At 44.0% G+C, this 18,747-nt stretch carries 9 protein-coding genes; 6 read left to right on the top strand and 3 right to left on the bottom strand.

The annotated features are described in order from the left end of the window. Positions 1–3: 3 nt before the first annotated feature. Positions 4–873 (top strand): GIY-YIG nuclease family protein, encoded by an 870-nt coding sequence (locus tag V5J35_RS22735; RefSeq protein WP_354009316.1) that lies wholly within the window; start codon positions 4–6, stop codon positions 871–873. Positions 874–965: 92 nt separating this feature from the next. Here the strand turns inward: V5J35_RS22735 and V5J35_RS22730 are convergent, their stop codons facing one another. The 3 genes from V5J35_RS22730 to V5J35_RS22720 form a co-directional block, all read right to left on the bottom strand. Next, on the bottom strand, positions 966–3,452 hold the full coding sequence (locus V5J35_RS22730; RefSeq protein ID WP_354009315.1) for a hypothetical protein: 2,487 nt from the start codon (positions 3,450–3,452) through the stop codon (positions 966–968). A gap of 16 nt (positions 3,453–3,468) precedes the next feature. Further along, positions 3,469–7,431 (bottom strand): hypothetical protein, encoded by a 3,963-nt coding sequence (locus tag V5J35_RS22725; protein ID WP_354009314.1) that lies wholly within the window; start codon positions 7,429–7,431, stop codon positions 3,469–3,471. A gap of 122 nt (positions 7,432–7,553) precedes the next feature. After that, complete coding sequence (locus tag V5J35_RS22720; protein ID WP_354009313.1) at positions 7,554–10,685, bottom strand: plasmid replication protein, CyRepA1 family; 3,132 nt, start codon at positions 10,683–10,685, stop codon at positions 7,554–7,556. Positions 10,686–11,565: 880 nt separating this feature from the next. On the opposite strand from V5J35_RS22720, the gene V5J35_RS22715 reads away from it, so the two are divergent. The 5 genes from V5J35_RS22715 to V5J35_RS22695 all read left to right on the top strand — a co-directional run bounded on the left by V5J35_RS22715 (position 11,566) and on the right by V5J35_RS22695 (position 18,556). Continuing rightward, the gene (locus V5J35_RS22715) at positions 11,566–11,925 is read left to right on the top strand and encodes a cupin domain-containing protein (RefSeq protein ID WP_354009312.1); all 360 of its coding nucleotides are present in this window, start codon (positions 11,566–11,568) and stop codon (positions 11,923–11,925) included. A gap of 21 nt (positions 11,926–11,946) precedes the next feature. Continuing rightward, complete coding sequence (locus V5J35_RS22710; protein WP_354016506.1) at positions 11,947–12,768, top strand: helix-turn-helix transcriptional regulator; 822 nt, start codon at positions 11,947–11,949, stop codon at positions 12,766–12,768. A 538-nt stretch (positions 12,769–13,306) separates the two neighbouring features. After that, positions 13,307–13,876: a hypothetical protein gene (locus V5J35_RS22705; RefSeq protein WP_354009310.1), complete on the top strand. Its 570-nt coding sequence runs from the start codon at positions 13,307–13,309 to the stop codon at positions 13,874–13,876. 91 nt (positions 13,877–13,967) lie between these two features. Beyond that, positions 13,968–15,269, top strand: a complete 1,302-nt coding sequence (locus V5J35_RS22700) for a conjugal transfer protein TraH (RefSeq protein ID WP_354009309.1) — start codon at positions 13,968–13,970, stop codon at positions 15,267–15,269. Further along, complete coding sequence (locus V5J35_RS22695; RefSeq protein WP_354009308.1) at positions 15,266–18,556, top strand: conjugal transfer protein TraG N-terminal domain-containing protein; 3,291 nt, start codon at positions 15,266–15,268, stop codon at positions 18,554–18,556. Before V5J35_RS22700 ends, V5J35_RS22695 begins: the two co-directional genes overlap by 4 nt. Positions 18,557–18,747 lie beyond the last annotated feature (191 nt).

Below are 18,747 nucleotides of genomic sequence, written 5' to 3'. Positions count from 1 at the left end.
TTTATGCAAGCAGCAACCATAAAATTATTTCTCGTCAAAGGCAGTCCGACCGGGCTTCGGACGGCTGAAATCTCCAATTGGACTGGCAAAGCAATTGCCGGACCACGGAATGATCTTAATGATTATCTGCAACGTTCTGAGCTAAGTAGCCCAGGGGTTTATCTTCTGACTGGCGTCGATGCCGACAATAATGAGCCTGTCATCTATATTGGCGAAGCTGAAAATGTTTCCAAACGACTGAAGCAGCATGCTCAGAATGAGGGCAAGGATTACTGGATTCATACCTCTGCTTTCGTCAGTAAGGATGATAATCTGACCAAGGCTCATATCAAATATATTGAAGGTAAGTTGATTCAGATGGCTCAAAGGAGCAAGCTGGTCACCGTAATGAATGCGACCTCCAGCGGCTCTTCACTGCCAGAAGCCGACAGAGCAGAAATGGACGTATTTATCGAGAGAATGATCCAGCTATTGCCAGTTTTGGGAATTCATCATTTTTCTTCACCGGCAACAGCTATTTCCTTTACGCCACAACAGAACCAGGCATCTGAAAATAAAGAGTCTGTTTTTTACTGCAAAACCAAAAATCTGGTAGCAACAGGCAGACGCTCAGAGTCTGGGTTTACTGTATTCAAAGGCTCTCAAGCTGTGCTGACACCCAATAAAGCTTTTGCTTCCGGAGCCCGGAAATATCGTGATCGTTTGATTCAGAAAGGTATTCTTGAACAAACTGAGAACTATTTGTCTTTCACAGAAGATCATGAATTCAGTAGCCCCAGTGCAGCGGCTGGTCTGATTAAAGGCGGGAGTGTTAATGGGCTGACGGCCTGGGTTACTGAAGACAATAAAAAGCTGAAAAGTGCAGAAAATTAGCCTATAAGAAAATTGGCAGATGCAGAAGATTTATCCCTAATAGAGCAAAGGGAGGTATAAATACCTCCCCTATTCATATACGTTGGTGCAAATTATATGCTGACTGAATATTCTTCTTTTAGATCTGTTACAGATAAAGGCTTGTTTTTCTGTGGTATTAGAGCTGCACCAGGTTCAGGCTGACATTCCTGCCATTTACGTATTAGGGTCGCTACGCAGGGGTTGCCAGCTAGCTGGTTCATTCGAACCCAGTCTACATCAATCAACGATGCCAGTAGCTCTGTATCAACTTGACCTTTTAATGCATGCCATTGTCGTATGCTCGGTTGGCGAGATAGTTTTTTCTGAGCAGAAGCCAATTGCCCTACTACATAATACGATTGTTCTGGATCATGCCAGATAGCATTAATACCAGGCACATCTCTCAGCCAACGCCGGGGGTCTGTCATGGAGCGCTTATATAGAGCTGATAATAATGTCATCCATAAAGAACGCAGTTGCGTATCGCCTCGAGGATGTTGATCATCGGACAAACCGAGTTCTCTCCTTAAGTGCTTTTTGTAACTGTTATTAAAAGCATTCACCATATCTTTTAAACGGGCTTCATACTTTTCATCATCTGCCAGTTGTTGCCGGCCTTCTTCCCAGAAATTCGTCAAATCACCAAGGCTGGCATTGAGCTTTTTCTGATTTTCAGCTGTAAATTCTTTGTTTTTGGTTAGCAAATCAATGCGTTTTATTATTTCATTAAGAGTCGGTAATTTCCACTCTTGTAGCGGCAGTTTTGCACCTTGTTGCCGTAAAGTTTGGGTCACTTCTTCCATGCCTTCAGGGAGCATATGGGGGCGATCATATTTTGGATCTTGAAGTAAAATAGTTGATTCTCCTAGTAATACAAATGTCAGTCGTTTTGCAAACCGGGTTTGCTTTTCTGACGGAGTTCCAAACTGTTGCATTACAACTTCTGGCCTATAGCTGTATGGCCATTTATCTTTTAGTAGTGCCAATAATCCAATGGATGATATTCTGTGATTCTTTAATACACTGTCACATAAATTCAAGGCAGATTTATCCGATGGATTGAAAGGCAAAATCACTGGCCGATCATTTCTAACCGTAAAAAGATAACCGTCTGTAATGACTGTCAGGTGTTCAGTGAGTAGCTCCTTCTCATTACTCAGAGATTTACTGATTCTAGCTTTAGGTGAGATAATAAGATGCTTAAGATGTAACTCTTTAATTACAACCTCAGCATTTCTCTTAAGATTGCTTTCAACGCCCTCTCTATCAAAATCATCAAAGTCATACAGATAGTAGGCTGGACTTGGCTTTTCCTCTGTACCAAGTGATAAATTCTCTAGTTCATCTTCATCAGTCAAATCATAAGGATTGACGTTCAAATGCTGACTAGCTACCTTGCCTTTGAAAACACTAGTCAAAGGATAGCGGTCACCCGGAACTTTTGGGCGTTGATCAAGAAGGATCAGTAGCTGATCATTTCGATCGAGTGATAAGTCATCTAAATTATTTTCATCAAAACCAACAATTACCCTAAATGATGCTTCTATCATGCTTTTTTGCAGAAAAGCATTGAGTTTGTCGATGATTTGTCCAGTTGTTACTGTTTTATTAACACGAAGATCTAGTACAGATACTTCTTTATCCAGTGACAAGCTTGAGAAAACTGATCCTGTACGATTTTTATCTGATGTTGTTTTATATTTGGTTTTATTTTCCAACCTTTGGAGATTAAGCACTTTTGGCCTTAAAACAAATCCGTATCCTGCAGCACACTTTATGAATTCCCTTTGTACTGGCAGGATTAAATTTGGCCAGCTTGTATTAAATTTCTGTTCATTAGCCAAATCAATGAACGGTCTGGTTTTGCGTTTGTTTTTGTCTTTGGATATTTCACAATATACTGGACTTGTGGGTTTCTCTCCGTTTTTTGGAATCCAACGTACCAGAACCTTTTTCTCTGCATAAACCCAAAGTGATTTTCTTATCTTTTGAGACTCGTAATCCTCTGATAATGGACGCAAAGGTATATTTTCATAAAAAAGTACTATTTCAGTAGTATTTCCATCTCTAAGCTGTTGTGTTCGACAATCCAAACTAATTGCATTGATACCTGTACTTTTTTTTGTTTTCCATACATCCACTTTTAACAGTGGGCGTCCTAGCGTGTGAGAACCTTTGCAATGGTTACCAAAAGCAACGAGCTTACGCATAATCAGGCGAATCCAGACAGGATTTAATGAAGGGGCATAGTAAATTCTCTGAGGGTGTATACGCTGATTATCCGCATTGACAATATATGGGGGTTGATCTTCCTTCTGATCTACAGCGACAAACAGACCAAACTGACCGTTATAACTCCGCATCAAGTAAGGGTATTGTTTGTTTGAGAGGGTATGATCTAATAGCCCTTCCCATTCCTTCCATCGATAGCTACTTTTGGGTAGAGGGTAATGATATACCACCAATTTTTCAGCCAGAGCACGATCTACTTCATCATCCTTGTATACAAGATGGGACAAAGGCAGTTTACGAACTAGCGGGTTTACTTCAGTATTCATTTCAGTCAGTCCCTTTTTAGTTGCTCATTTTCCGAAGGAGATTTACTAATTGGCCAAAACCTGGTGTTAAGCGGTTAAGTGGATCATCTGTAAGACAGCCGCCAAGTACAACAATATCCGCTTCATTAACGTCATTAACAGGAGATAAATTCTGATCAAATCCCAACAGCCTAGTATCTGCATGTTGAGCAACTAAATTTACGATTACAAGACATATCTCAGTTCCTTCGGCTGCCCGAATAGCTTTGAGTTTTTTTATCAAACTTAGAGGTGCAGTATCTTCATCACAACCTCTTTCTATCCATAATTGATAGTCATCATCAGCCATATTAAGGCTTGCCAAGCCATAAAATTTGGCATCAACACGGTAAACAGTGTCGACTACTGTAAAATCATATAGCTCAAGAACTTGTTTATGATTCAGGTATGCATGAGTTTGTATTTTGTGCCCTTCCAGCAATCCCCTAACAGCCTCTTCACCCAATCGTCCCTGCAACAGTCGCTGACTAACCAATGGATGAAAAGAAAATCTTTCCTCAAGTTCTGAAGCTGGGGGATACATGGAGGTACGAAATCCTCTTTTGTTGAACCAATCTATGATTGAAGTATGTTTTTGAATCCACTGGTAAAGGGTTTCAGGTTGATATTGGATTCTGCCAGCATCTGGCGTTTTAAAAAACTGCCAAGTATCAGGGTCATACCATATCGGCTGTCCTGAAATATGGTTTTCTGGATATTCAATACATGCCCATTCATAAAGGGAAATAGAACCAAATCCGTCAAGACCGAGTTCACTGCATTTTCTTTTCCAGGGAAGATCCATTTGCAGCACAGCCTTACCCAAACTACTCCATAGTTTGGATATTTCAATAACCTCCTCCTGTTTGGTTTCTGGAGATCTACTGGCTTTAATTCGTCCAATCAAATAGTCATCAATTATTGTTTGAGCTGTATTAGCATCTTGAACAGCAGCTGTAAGCTGTTCAAAGAAATCACCGCCCTGACTCGCTGCCCAATTATTGATATAATCAAGCAACTGATTGTTCAGGTCGCTGATCTGATCTCGGTGATTTTCAAAGGCATAAGGTAATGCCGCAAACCGAGCTAATACTTCAGCTACCGGCTCTGAAACATGGATTTCAACCTCTGGAACTGAACCCCATACTCTTTCAATACGCCCAACTTGCTGCTGAGCATCAGCGGCTATATTCCCTACATAATCATTCGTTTGTTTATAAAGGCGGTTCAAGCGTTGAATGAGTTTTGAATCATTGTTCATTAAAGGTAACAAGAAATACCGATGCTGTTCTCTTGATAACTCACCAGAACGTCGGAGTTTGTCCAGGTTACGTATTTGAACACCTGAATGAGCCATAGGATCACGATCCTCAGAGTTATAAGCTGAGAAAAAGTAATGCCGACCTTCTATCAAGTAAAGACAGCTCAAATCCATCATACAACCAAGCTCAGGATGTTCAAAATCCAAATTAATGCCATTTGTAGCTGATGCATTTTGGGTTATTACCAGAACAATCCTTCCACTATTGAAAGCTGCCTGATAAGCCCGATCAAAGCCCCGTTGTTTTTGATTTTGAGCGGTTAGCAAACATAGAATCATTGGCTGGTTATGACAAATCACAGGGACAAAGCTACTTTCGAAACCCTTCAAGGGTTCTAGCATCTTATTGCTTTCATTATAAAACTCTTGATCTTTATGCAACCAAGAAAGTTGATTCCAGCTGTATTCCGCTTGCTGTTCAGTTAACCACTTACGCAAAAAATAGATTGAATTTACAAAAGCTAACTGCCCTTTATGTTGCGATCTCTCTGAAGCAAGCTGAATGACTTCAAGTAATTTTGCTAGCACTTGATGTCGCTGTTTCTCAGTGAATTCATTAAGTTCTGAATTCCCTCTCTGGAAGAAGTCTAGGGGCAAACTTTCGAGCAACTCCTGAAAAGGCTCACTTTGATACAGAGTATTGAACTTGTTAATTACAATTTCTGCCTGAGTTTGCCGCAAGGATTGTTTGGCTTCTTTTATCGTACTGATTGAGCATTGTTGAAATTCTATATCCGACTCTGATTCAACATATGGAATTGGCTTAGAGAACCAGTTTTCTGGACGCTCGTTAAACTGCACTCCAAGGAAAGAATTTGTCAGCGATTTAGTTCTGGCCTCCCCTACATAGCGTAGAGCTGTTCGAACCCAGCGAATATCAAAGTGACCAACAGCACGCTCAATAAATGATGTCGCTGATAGACCAAATACCATGTTCCTACTCGCCAGGCTGACTAATAAAGCCTCTGGAGTCGTCGGTAAGAAAGCACGCTTTATTTGAAGTCGTAATTTATCCACATCAGCATGATCAGGGTTTTCTCGTAGTAACCAATTGCTAAAGCCATAAATATTGGCGTGACTGTTAGGGAGGATATTGTCCTTTGCCAACTCTGTAATTTCAGCAAAATTTGTCTTCGCTGGAGCCTTAAGTGACATTCTTGCCAGTGCTGAGCTGTAGTATGCCGGTTTAAAATCGTTCACTGAGTCGAAAAGGATACTACTAAACCTGCTGACCAACGACTGTGCCTGATCATTCTCGGAGCTAGACAGCTCAGTGAGGAGCATTGTGAATTTTCTCAGATAGGTCTCCATTACCCTGAGAAAGTCTTCGATATAAATATCTTCCGGTGAAGGAGGCCCAGGTTGTCGTTCAGATACCACATAGCCATGTTCTTGCGCCCGCAATGTCAGCGATTTACTGGTAACCAAGTGGTCGGCACGAAAGAGATACTGCTCTTTAAATGAAACAGGGTTGTCGTCATTGTCCAGAGGAACCACAAGTGCACGTAATGATCTTAGATCGACCCCCATCTCATCTAACTTTTCCTCAAGTTCATTCAAAATTTCAGATAGATTTTTATATACTGTCTTAACGTTAGGGCTTTTTATATAACGCAGTCTACATAATACTCTTCTTCCCTCTTCTAATAACTGCCCAAGGCATTGAGGTGGTTCTTGTATTAATTGTGATTCAGCCAGTAAATCCAATAGTACATCAGCCTGATAATCAAACTCGTCAATAAAAACTACTCTGCCTTCAAGACCTCCTTGAGCAAGACGAACCTTTGATACCCCATCGTAAAAACCAGAATATAGCTTATGGGTTGTCATGATCAATATATGTTGCTGCTCATCATGCCAGGCTATAGCAGGAAAAATTCTGCGTATCAGAGGGTTTGAGCGGTATTTTTTTACACTTTCTCTGTATTCATCCGTTATTGGATCATCAGTTTGTGATTTTTTCTCAAACTCCTTTAGCAAAGATTCGAGTTTATATAGATTTTTAAGTAACAAGTGTTCAATTTGACTACATGACCACTGGATTTTTTCTTCGAGATTTCTTTGCTCAGTAACAGCGTTTGGATTTCGATTATATTTTTTGATCTGCTCAAGATACTGAGTACTCGATATTAATCCCTGATACTCGATGCGAATTTTTTCAGATAAGCCTTCGTCAATGAATAACCCTTCTTTCTCTAGTACAGAAAGCTCTTCTTCTGGATCAGGCAAATCCTCATACTGGATACCAATTTCATGAGGAAGTGTTTTTTTTAAGAATGCAGCCAGTATTGTATCGACTTGGGCGTAAATGACACTAGCTCTAAAGGGATTCCCTTGACTGTCAGTACGTTTTGCAACAGCACGATACACGTCTTGCAGAATGTTCCAACGGTGAGTAACAAAAACTGATTGATAGCCCTGCTTTAATATATACTCCAGAGCAGCAGAAGTACCATCATCACCAGATCGAGTTAAAGCGCTCGTCTTGCCTGTGCCTGTAGGCCCGCCAACTCCACAAAAACCTGCAATTTTTTGTTTTTGATCATGTTTTTTGGTGGACTTGCCAGAAGATAGCTCTACTGCTTTAGTGATGGCATTTATAATTATCGAATTAAACGAACTAGACGTATCCGTCGTCATATTCCACCTCATTCGTATTCTGGGTTATCGAGGTTAAGGTGCCATAAAGTATGGCTATATTTTGTAAACTGATAACAACATCATTTATCAACAGGAAACACTATAACTAATTCTGTTTAGCTTCACAAATCACCTGAGGATATCTTCAGTTGCTGGTTTTTCAATCTCCTGAGATAATTTTTCCTATCACAAAAATTCATCTCATGGAGACATAAAGCAACATTACCGCTTACTGGTTTTTCTGTATTATCCATACCATCTTCTTGTGAAGGTACCCCTTCAAGCTTTTGATTGTAGGGTGTCACACTTTGCTTTATTTTTATACTATTCACACCAGTGTGTGCCAGATTGATTTGCTTGTGAGCCGCTCTGGAACGGGCATAGCCACGCATGCAAGCCAGTGATTCCTGATTGATACTGTAGCGCCTTACTCGCTTTTCTTTGCCAGTGTCAGGAAGCATTTCCCCTGTGCGAATCTGCTGACTACTGATGACCAAACCAGCCATTCTCAGTAATCGGTTGACGAAATTGCAGGCAGATTTTGGGCGTTGGAATTTTGCTCCTTCCACCGTGTTCAAGATTACAGAATCCGGTATCAGTTTGAGCTGGTTCAGCATGAAGGGATATTCGTTGTGGTAAGCCTCAACCCTGTCTAGAACCAGCTCTGCTTCCGACTCCCCCCAGGATTGCTGGTAATCCCAGTTGGGAAATAACGGTATCAGAAGCTCTCGATAAACATCGACACCGATTGATTCAAACCGCCGGTGACAAATGGAAGTGCCTTCCTGATCTGGCTGCGGTTGGTAGTGGCTACCATCCGGCAATGGGAACTGCATGAATCGTCTGAGCCGTGTCAGCCCAACTCTTTGCCAAAACTCTATATCTTCTTCTTTCAGGGCTACTGCCTCAATGCCCAGCTCTTCACATATTCGGTAGCGTTCACAGCTGCATATCTCCTGCAGCCTTGGCTCTACTTTATGAGACAGTTCATCGTACTGGCTTGCAGACACAATGGGCGATTGCTGTATCGCCGCCCTCTCCTCTTTTTCCACTTCCTCTTCAGTAACTTTCCAGCACAATTCAAAATATTCAGACTGCTGCCTGCCTTGGTAATACTCCATAGAAAACCCTCTGCTTTGCATTAGGTAAAAAAGACCATTGCCGCCCAGTGCCTTAAGCTTTATCTGTCGGCTACGTTCTTCTTCACAAAACCCGTCGTATTCGCCAACGGTTACGCCATCGGTGTTGCGAACATAGCGTTCTGCGTACTGCAATGCCCGTACTCTAGCCAGCCAGTCTTCATTGTCTTTTTTGCCGAAAATAAGATCGGCGACAACGGTAAACTGCTCGACAGACCGGAATCGCCGAAGCATTTGCACAAACTTCGTCGGCAAGACAACGTTATGGGAAAAACCAAATACCTGATCGAACGGTGCCTGGATAGATACGCCTGATTCAATGGCTGGTGTATAGATGATGACCTGGTATCGTTGCGCTTCCTGATCAAAGTTTTTCTGAAAAGCCACCTGATCAGGTTCATTGCGGTTTTTTCCATGGAACAGCAGCATTGAAATATCAGGGAACTGTTTACGGATGATTTTTTCCATCTTGCCTGCATACACCCTGCTATCTGTAGCAATCGCAATTTTTCTGCCTTGGGCGATGGACGGTAATAGCTGGTGATCAATGACCGATTTTGCCTGAGCTCTTCCTGTAGCAAACTGACAGGTAAGGGTTACATCCTGAGAATATGGCATCTCATAAAAGTGTATTTCCCGTTCTGGAAACCACTCCTGCAACAGTCCTACATGATAAGAGGACAGGTCAGCATCACAGATGACGACGGTAGGCGTTTGTTCAATCAAATCCAGATAGCGCGCCAGTACTGATGGGTCTTTGATATGCGGGCTGGTTCCCAGTACAGAAATATGCTGTGAAAATTCATCCAGCAGAAGAATATCGATCTTGCCTGACTCCAGAAACCGACTGACATTCTGCGCACACAAGCTATTGATGCACGTCACCAGTCGGTTGACCGTTGCCATAAACGATTCCGGGATATCGAGATAGCTCTCCAGCCCCAGTCGTCTTGCCAGTTCATGAGCCAGGGAAACCAGGTGAGTACCTGCCAGAACTCGATCTCCTTTTTGCAAAGCTGCCTGAGACAATGCTGACATTAACTTAGTCTTGCCCGAAGCATAAGGGGCTTTGATCAGGGTGATCTGCCCTTTTTCCAAAGAAACGGTTTTGGGATTGATAGCTGAAACAGAATGATAACGCTCTGCAAGCGACTTCTTTTTGCCAGAGCTTAACCCGCACTCACCCTGAATCACCTGTTGCTGTCTGAAGCAATAGCCGCTTAGCTGCCGTTTAAGCTGGTTTAGTGTATCAGGGTGCAGAAGGTAAGGGTTTGCAGCCTGAATCCTATGGATAAAATCATGCTCATCGCACTGGGCAGGCACCTTATGGTGAAACCGGCTGACAATGGCTTTCGCCAGTGTTGCTGCACATTGCTCATTATTGGCCTTGGCAAGAAGCTTCAGGGCGCTTTGATAGTCACCACAGAAATTGTCCTTTGCCATCTCGACAGCAGGTGCAGGTACAGATTTTAAATCGATGGGCTGAATAGGCTCTCTCACCCACTTCAGTTGTCGCTTTAAACTCTGTAATCCGGCATCAATTCGAACATCACTCCAGTCCTCACCATATCTTTGCGGTACTACCCACCGAAAACCTGCCCGATGACAGGCCATTATTCCCGGCAGATCGTGATCAAGAGCAACAATCAGATTCCGGGCAAGGTGCGGCCATTCCTGAGTCAATTGTACCGCAATTGACCGGGCATTATTCTCTCCGACGATACAAACCACAGGCTCACCAGTAGCCAGATAGACATTAATCGCATCTGCCATACCGCCAACGATTCTCAGACTGCCAAGGTACTTGGGCAGCTCCGCATGAAAAATACCCACTAAGGCAAAGTTCTGAGAAACTTTTGTACCTCTGGTGACCTTTTTGTTGTCTTTGGCTGTGAAGCGATCTGGGCAACGTTTATTCAACAAACCTCGCGGATAAATTCGCTCACAGCCAGCTACCTGCCCTTTGACGTTTATAAGCGGATACTCAAGACAATCGCCATACCACCAGTCCCTTACAACTCTCAAACCAATCAGAGAACTCAATAACGCAAAATCCAGCTTTTTTTCTTGCAGATAGCCAGTTGGATCAATCGGATCATCAGACAACTTGTTCATGACAAGAAACCTTGCCAGACACGCCAATCTCAACTAAACAGAGAACAGGCAATGTATGGTCCTGCACTGACACAACAAACATTGCTACAGAAAGCCCGGTTCCGTGACCGGGCTTTTTCTTTTCATGGTTTCCATGGGAGGAAAGCAGAGCAGTTCGCTGTGCCGGATTGAAAGTATCTGCTGCCTGTCAAACAACAGCAGGATGCACAGCGATTACCGGAAAATCGGGTATAAACTTCGGAACAGTCTCGATCGGACGATCAGCAGAAGAGCATGCTTTGAAGCATACCGGAGGAACAGAAGGTTTAAACTGGCATCCTTTAAAACAAAGGATGCCCACAGGAGATACCTGAACATAAATACTCCAAAAAAGTATTTACGCCCAAGTCACAGGTCTGACTATAATAACCAGCGGTTTCACAATCAGCCTGTGACTTTGACATATTGGTAGGGGCTGGTTGAGAGGCCGGTTCACCCCTATTGGTGAACATCGGCGGAGTGCCCATTCGGCTGGGTACTCTGTCTCTTACTGCTTACGGATAACGCTTCTGGATAAAAGGGTATCGGAGTTAACAGGTCGGCTTCTCAAATTCATTTGACGGGGTTCAGTATTAAAATTCAATCGAAATAACAGAAGTGGCCTCTCATTAAAAACAAATCGTTCGCAGTATAAATCAGCTTTCCAAAAAACAAACCTGTAATTTTTCCTGTATCAAACGGTTATTAATCAGCCTATTATCAATTTCAAATCATTTTAATAACTGCCATTCAATAATCTTGCCTTTTCCAAATCTTCAACAATGCTTTGAGCGATCGAATAAAAATTCATATTGAGTGAAGTATTGTGAACACCGTTATCAATATCAAAGAAGCCCTCAACTTGGCTAAAACAGATGAAAATGTCGGAATTGCCATTGCGCCGCTCTCTTCTGGCAAAGATTTCTGCCTGTTCAGTGCTGAAATCAAGGAAGGCAACAAGGTCGGCTGCCACTATCACACCGCTGGAGAAGAGGTCTATTCTATCCTTTCCGGCGAAGGCATTATTTATACCGCAGCGGTAGATGATAACGGTCAGATTGGCGAGACACTGTCACGCAAGGTGTCTACAGGGGACAACTTCACCATAGACGCCGGTACCGCACACCAGCTCAAGGCGACATCTGACCTGGTACTGATGTTTGTCTGCCCGCCTGAACATCTCAATAGCGACCGGATCATGCTGCCCTGCCTCGTTACATAGAGCAGTCACATAGGCATCCGAGTGTTTGATTATCTTCCTCAAAACAACAAACGTATTTTTTCATCCATCACCCGAAAAGACAGTCATTCTGTTATGGAAAAGGCTCGCTCTGTAATATCGCACTATCGTGCTTTGATGGAATACCATCCCCAGGATGTCTGGGACATAATGGATACCCAGAATCGCTTTGCCTACGCCAATAAAAATCTCAACAAAGTGGTAGGGCTCAATAAAAAATATGATTTTGAAGGTCGTCATATGACCGAGCCTCCCGCTGCTTGCTATGACGTCTGTGCCACTGATTTTGTGGAACAAAATCATCACTGTCTGCAAGAACGAAAAGCCATTGAGGTTCTTGATATACATCCCAGTAAAGATAGCGAGTGGTTTGTTTATATTTTCCGCAAAACACCCATTTTTCTACTGGACAACGAGATCATTACACCTTCTGACGTCAGGGCCACTGATGCAGAAATAGTCGGCACTTTACATCAGGGTCGGGACGTGCTGGATTATTGGAAAGATGGCGTTATGGGGCTGCAAAGACTCTACAACTATTTCACAGGCAAATCCGATATCTCCATCATTCATCAGCGTCCAGCAGATTTAACCGATCCTATTGCTGAAGTTCTTTTCTTGTTGCTATGCGGCAGAAAGGTAAAAGAAATCGCCCGAATTCTAAATATTACTGAGCGTGCGGCAAGAAGCCGTGTTGAAATGCTGAAAATTAAGCTGGGGGTTCGTCGCCTTCCCGATATTGTTGAGGCGGCTATTGCAAAGGGCTATCACCAGCATCTGCCATCACGTTTCACCGGAAAACAGATTTCAATCATTCTCTCATAGCATTTTGCGTCTTCAAAAGAGAGTTATAAAAACCAATATTGTTTATTAAAAAATAGCTTTCAACTTTTCCCTGGCAAACTTTAATCTCATCTATAATCCACCATTGATCAGGTATTTAGCCGAATAAATACCTGATCTTAAATCTGCAAGAATCCTCTTCACTTGGTCAGGTTTCTTGTTACTACCAATATGTCAAAGCCACCAGACTGCCTTTCTGGCAGTCAGCTTGTGACTTCGGCGTGAGCTTCTCTCAGGAGTTGTATCATGACGACCTTACTCTGTTTAAAGAGCCCTTCCCTGCGCTCCGCTTTTTTATCAAAGCTGATTTTCCGCGTCACAACTCTCATTTCATTACGATCAGGTTAAAGTTCTACTCATTTTTTGAGCTGCTGAACTTAACCAATTCCTCCTGCTTTGTTTTTTCTCTGCAAAAAACAGGTGTCTTTTTGTCTGTAAAAAATGCTTGCCGAATTCCCCTATGGTCGAGGACGGGCGGTAGCGTGGGTGCGAACTCATTAAGCTCAACCCGCATTTTGAAATGAGAAAACGAAAAAATCGTTCCCAGCCAGCTTTGCTGATGGACTTCAGTTTAAAAACTCATCAGGGACAGAGGATGTGCCAGTGGATGGATTATCGTTTGAAAAACCTTCTGTTTATGCTTGAAGTCGTTTACTCCGAAAATCAGTCACTGCATGATTTATCAACCAAAGCCATTGAGCAGATCACTCAGGAATTCGACTGCCTGGATCAAAACCTACAGAACTTTCTTGATGCCATGCCCCAACCGAACAACAGCAAAGCATCGATCCGTTATAACAAGCCGAAAAATTTTACGATCCAGTGTACAACTCCCCAGGTCATCACCTACGTCGATATTCTGAAGAATTACGATCTTCTCATTCAGAAATGTGACCGCTTGTGGCTGACCCGGCAATGGGGACGGATGGAGTCAAGAAAACCAATTCATGAGTGGGGGCAGATCATCAGCAAGAGCATAAGCTTCTGTTCTGAGCGTTTTGCTCCGCTACGCAGCCAGTACATTCAATACCAGAAGCTCCAGCATAGTGATGATGAAGAGAACAATCCAAAAGATCAGGAGCAGCCATAAACCATTTTATCAATTGCTGCTCACAGGTTTACTCATTGCCTGTTGTATAGCGCTGGTCCATGCCAGTTCACTACAGCAGGAACTGAACAAAATGCTAAACACTCTTTCCAGCAGTTCTGATCCGGCGGTATATCAGACTCAACGTCGTGGAGTTATTTCAGGAGGCTCTTTTCATGCCCGAACCCGGATCAACGAGACCAATCTTATGGGCTTTGTGCCTCCTGAGTTTTCAGCAGGCTGCGGTGGTATTGATCTATATGGAGGCTCGTTTTCTTTCATCAACAGCGAACAGTTCAACAAACTGATCCGGGACATTGCCGGCAATGCTTCTGGTTATCTTCTGGGTTTGGCAATCAGCGCCATGAACGAAAAGGCGTATCAGCATATTGAAGCCTTGCAGGAAAAGATCATGCACCTAAACAGTCTGTTCTCCAATTCCTGCCAAATGGGGCAAGGCATAGTGAACAGTATGCCGATGCCTGCGGCCATGAAGAAGTTTCAGACCGATGCTTCGCTCAATATCAGCCGTGCCAATGTTGCTGATACTTTCCAGTCGTTTACCGGCACTGGATTATCCAACCGTGATCCGGTGAAAGCCTGGCGGCAATCATCCAGTCCACAGGATCAGGAAAAGATGCTGGGGAATCTGGTGTGGAATGCACTGAAAAAATCTTCAGCCATTACCGGCAATGAATATCGGGAAGCAGTTATGAGCCTGACCGGGACGATCATTGTTTCCATGGATTCTGGTGATACTCAACCACGGCTTTTCAGTTATATCGGTAACCAGCTGAAAGTGGAAGACCTGATTTACGGCTCTGAGCAGGTGGGTCTGTACCGTTGTCGTAACCACTCAGGTTGTTTGTCTATGACATTGATGGATAAGCAGAAACTCTCTGGGCTGTCTGAGCACTTAATCCAATTGCTGAATGCTTTGGCTGATCACTGGCATCGCAACGCAAAAGATTCCCTGCTTACAGTAAACGGTGTTTCAGCCACAGCACTGCTTCAGAATTTGCCTGTCGGCACCGGAGGTATGATACGCAACCTAACGGCTGCCGACGTTCAGTTAGCCAAACTGTTTATAGCCCAGGCAGCACCCCATATTGCTTTTTACATGGTGCATCAGTTTATGGAAGACCTGCACCATATCACGGTCTCGCTGGTGAAAATGGAAGGTGACTATCATCCATTCGCTCAACAGCTTCAGGAGACTTTGAAGTCTTCAAAAACACAGCTACACCAGGAACTTCAAAGATTGGGAGAACGCTATGGCCGATTTGGTGAATTGATTCAGGATTATCGCCATATGCTGGCGGTGGCTGAACAGAAACGATACCAGAGGCTTCATCTGGAACCTGATCACTCTGCACACTATCAGAAAACCAAATGATAGAAACCATTTATTCCATTGGCGACGCTCGATTTCTCTACACCGTCCTGAATGGCCTGGTGATGATCGTCAATGATCCTGAATTCCTGATGACCATCAAGATTGGTTTCACTATTGGTGCATTTTATCTCGCTCTACAGGGGCTGATGGCTGGCAAGTTCCCGGCATTTCAACATCTGCTGCTAAGCCTGCTGATTTACTCAGCTCTGTTTGGTTTGCCTGCGGCTGGCAAGAGCTACAAGGGTATCGATGTAGATATATATGATGTTTACACCGACACCAACCGCAAGGTCGATAATGTGCCATTTGGTATCGTCCTGACAGCCAGTATGCTTTCAACACTGACCTGGAAGCTGACGGAAACCTTTGAGCAAACTTTCCATAGTACCGATGCTGCAAAGCTCACCCGTAATGGGTATTTGTCCAGTCTGACTCGAATGATGGAAGCTCGTAGCAAAGCTATGAACCAGTTTCAGAACAATCCGGCGCTGGCTCAGTCATGGCGAAACTACATCAAGGAATGCACCCTGATTGGCATTGATCTGAATTTCAAGACAGTTCATGAGGTCTTCAATAACAGCGATATTCTAGCCGCACTGGAATTTCCTTCTGAAGTATTCGGGACTTTGATTTATAAAAATAGTCAGCCTACCAATGTGACCTGCACAGAAGCATTCACCTGGTTGAAGCCGAGAATGATGAGCTGGTTCGATCAGCAGATTCAAAGAGAAAACGCCTTCCCTGACAGAAACTTATCCTTGGGTTCAGCACTACAGGCATTAAGCCAGGGTGCCGAATCGAGCCGTAATTTTCTGATGGCTTCTGCCCTGCTCCCCATATATCACGATGCCACCATCGAAAAACTACAGAACATGCAACAACCGCAAGCTGCCATTATGACCCAGCAGGCAATATTGCAGCGCAATACCCAGTGGGCAGGCGAACAGCATTTGTTTCTGAGTAGTATGCGGGCAATGATGGCTTATATCGAAGGATTTGTGTTTGCAGTGACTCCACTGATGGGGTTGTTGGTCTGTGTCGGATTGTTTGGAGTCCGTCTGGCCTTCAAATATCTGATGCTGTTGTTATGGATTCAGCTGTGGATGCCAGTACTTGCGATCAATAACCTTTATATTACTCTGGTCTCACAGGGAGCGATGGCTGCACTTTCAGCTCCGATCACCAGTTTCACCGGAATTATGGAGTCGGGACCGATTCTGGAATATTGGTTAGGTGTTGGAGGTCTGATGGCAGCGTCTACCCCAGCCCTGGTTCTGATGTTGCTCTATGGCAGTGCCATAACCGCTACTCACCTTGCTGGCAGAATGCAAAGCGGTGATTTCGTAAATGAGAAGGTTTCTGCCCCAGATATTATGATGCCCGGTTCTGCCATCAACCAGCAGGCAGGCTGGAATATCGGACCACAACAGGGAGCGACTCGCGGACAGATTGATCAGGTGGTTCCGGCATTATCGGCCGGTAGTCACCTATCCAATCTCGTGCAATCGAAAGATGCGGCACGAAAATCTTCCGGGATGGCTTTCAGCCAGGCAACCAGTCATGCGATTCAGCAACGGTATGGTGACACTATTGATAGCCGGGAGTTACGGCAGTTCAGCAGTAGCCTGAGCACAGGCCAAAGCCAGACCGCCCAGATGAGGGATGATTTAGCGAGAGATTTACAAAAACAGTTTGGTCTGAACTCTCAAACAGCTAAAGATATGGCAACTACAAAGATACTTGAAACCGGAGCTGGTATTTCGAAAAATGGCTTGCTGGGCAGCTTATTTGGAGTTCACGGAAATTATCAAAAGCAAAGCACTGGAGCCAACCGAGAGATCAAGACAGATGTGTTCCAGAATGCAATTTCATACCTGAACAAAGAAAGCTTTTCAAAGAACTGGAGTTCTCAACTTCAGAAAGCCCTCTCAATGGACGCCAGTCAAAGTTATTCCCAAAGCTGGATGAAAGAACTGGGTATAACTGATAACCAGTCCTACCAGAAAATGGCGCAGGACAGTCTTACTAACGAAAAGAGTTATGAGCAAGCCAGTCAGTTACAGCAACAACTGGGACAGGCTCTGAAAAGTGGCCCTGCTGTCTGGACAAACCGCCTGGCAACTTCAGAACCAGCCATGAACATACTGCAATCAAAGCCCTTTGATCCTGAGTTCCAGCAGCAGGTTAACCGCAATGTTCAACGATTCAGTGGGCAGTTTGCCAACTCATCAGAAACACTGGCTGCGGCATTGGTTTCAACTTATCTGAATAGTTCCAGTGAGACAGATTTGGGAAGGCTGGGTGAAGCTTTGCAGAAAGCGGGCATAATCAGCTCAGATACTCAGAAGCACAGCCCTGAATCCAATCAGTCATTGGTTTCACAACCAGTCAGTGATGGCAGTCTTGCAGGCACTGTGAATAGATCATTACGTCAACCTGAAACCCTAAGCGACGACCAGGTTAAACAACGCCTGTCAAAATCCAGCCAGCTACCAGAATCAAAAACCTTACAAGAGGCAAATCTTCAATCACCTGCCCTACGACAATTGCCCAAGGCTCTCCAGCCTCTGGCTAAAACCCATAATCAGTTCAGTCAATCGATTAGTGGCCAGTTCCTCCATTCTGGTCAAAGTAAGCCCTACATCACCAGCCTGCTAAAACACAGTGCCTATGGTACAGCCCCTTCCACATCGGGACCTGGGCTTAAGCTGACCTATAACGAAGCTTTTGATAGAGCCGTATCCCAAGGTCTTACGGATACTCAGGCTGCGACGTTTGCGTCATTGGTTAAAGATCGTGATCCAACATATGAACGAAGCTCTGATCCGGAAGATCGTCGTCATCGTCTGGGGCAATCCATTGCTGAGATCAGTAGAGGCTGGGGAGACCATGGAGCTGTATTAGGTCAGCACGCATTTAATCATCTGACCCACGCCGCAGATAATCCGCAGCATACCGATGCTGCACTCACACTTATCGGAGAGATGAATCGGCTCTACCAGCCAGAACTGAGACAGTATGAACAGTCAGTTGAAAAATGGTTGAAAGGGCAGTCTTTACTTCCGATGGAGGGCAATTATCTTGATACGACTATGCCTCCTGAACATATTGGCAGCAATGTCGGGAAAGAGATTCAGCAGCGACAGTTAGATAACAATCAGAGGGTGTTCGGCAGACAGGATAAAGGCCGTTTTCAAGAGTCATCAAGCAAGCTATCGAGAACTCAAAGGGATATGAGCCAGAAGTTGTCTGATTTCATCAAACCTGACTCTGGCCGCCCTCCATAAGTCGCGCCAGAGCTATCAATGCCACCTGCCATTGGCAAGCCAGTCGCTGGATTTATTCTTCTTTTGGGGCTCCAGCCTTCGCAGTCAATTGGAACAGAATTATCTTCAGGGTACTTCCGGTCAAACCGCCATAGCAGAGAAAAACACACAACAGAAAACAGGCTCCAGAGAACCGGAGAACTCAGAAGCTT

It is taken from the genome of Endozoicomonas sp. NE40 (assembly GCF_040549045.1).
Taxonomy (GTDB): Bacteria; Pseudomonadota; Gammaproteobacteria; order Pseudomonadales; family Endozoicomonadaceae; genus Endozoicomonas_A; species Endozoicomonas_A lisbonensis.
Note: the sequence above shows the minus strand (reverse complement) of the source record. Positions and strands in the feature narration are given on the sequence as shown.

What these genes read in the sequence shown, in the direction of transcription:
- V5J35_RS22735 (WP_354009316.1), top strand. Translation starts at nt 4, where the DNA reads ATGCAAGCAGCAACCATAAAATTATTTCTCGTCAAAGGCAGTCCGACC.
- V5J35_RS22720 (WP_354009313.1), bottom strand. Translation starts at nt 10,685, where the DNA reads ATGAACAAGTTGTCTGATGATCCGATTGATCCAACTGGCTATCTGCAA.
- V5J35_RS22725 (WP_354009314.1), bottom strand. Translation starts at nt 7,431, where the DNA reads ATGACGACGGATACGTCTAGTTCGTTTAATTCGATAATTATAAATGCC.
- V5J35_RS22730 (WP_354009315.1), bottom strand. Translation starts at nt 3,452, where the DNA reads ATGAATACTGAAGTAAACCCGCTAGTTCGTAAACTGCCTTTGTCCCAT.
- V5J35_RS22700 (WP_354009309.1), top strand. Translation starts at nt 13,968, where the DNA reads ATGCTAAACACTCTTTCCAGCAGTTCTGATCCGGCGGTATATCAGACT.
- V5J35_RS22695 (WP_354009308.1), top strand. Translation starts at nt 15,266, where the DNA reads ATGATAGAAACCATTTATTCCATTGGCGACGCTCGATTTCTCTACACC.
- V5J35_RS22705 (WP_354009310.1), top strand. Translation starts at nt 13,307, where the DNA reads ATGAGAAAACGAAAAAATCGTTCCCAGCCAGCTTTGCTGATGGACTTC.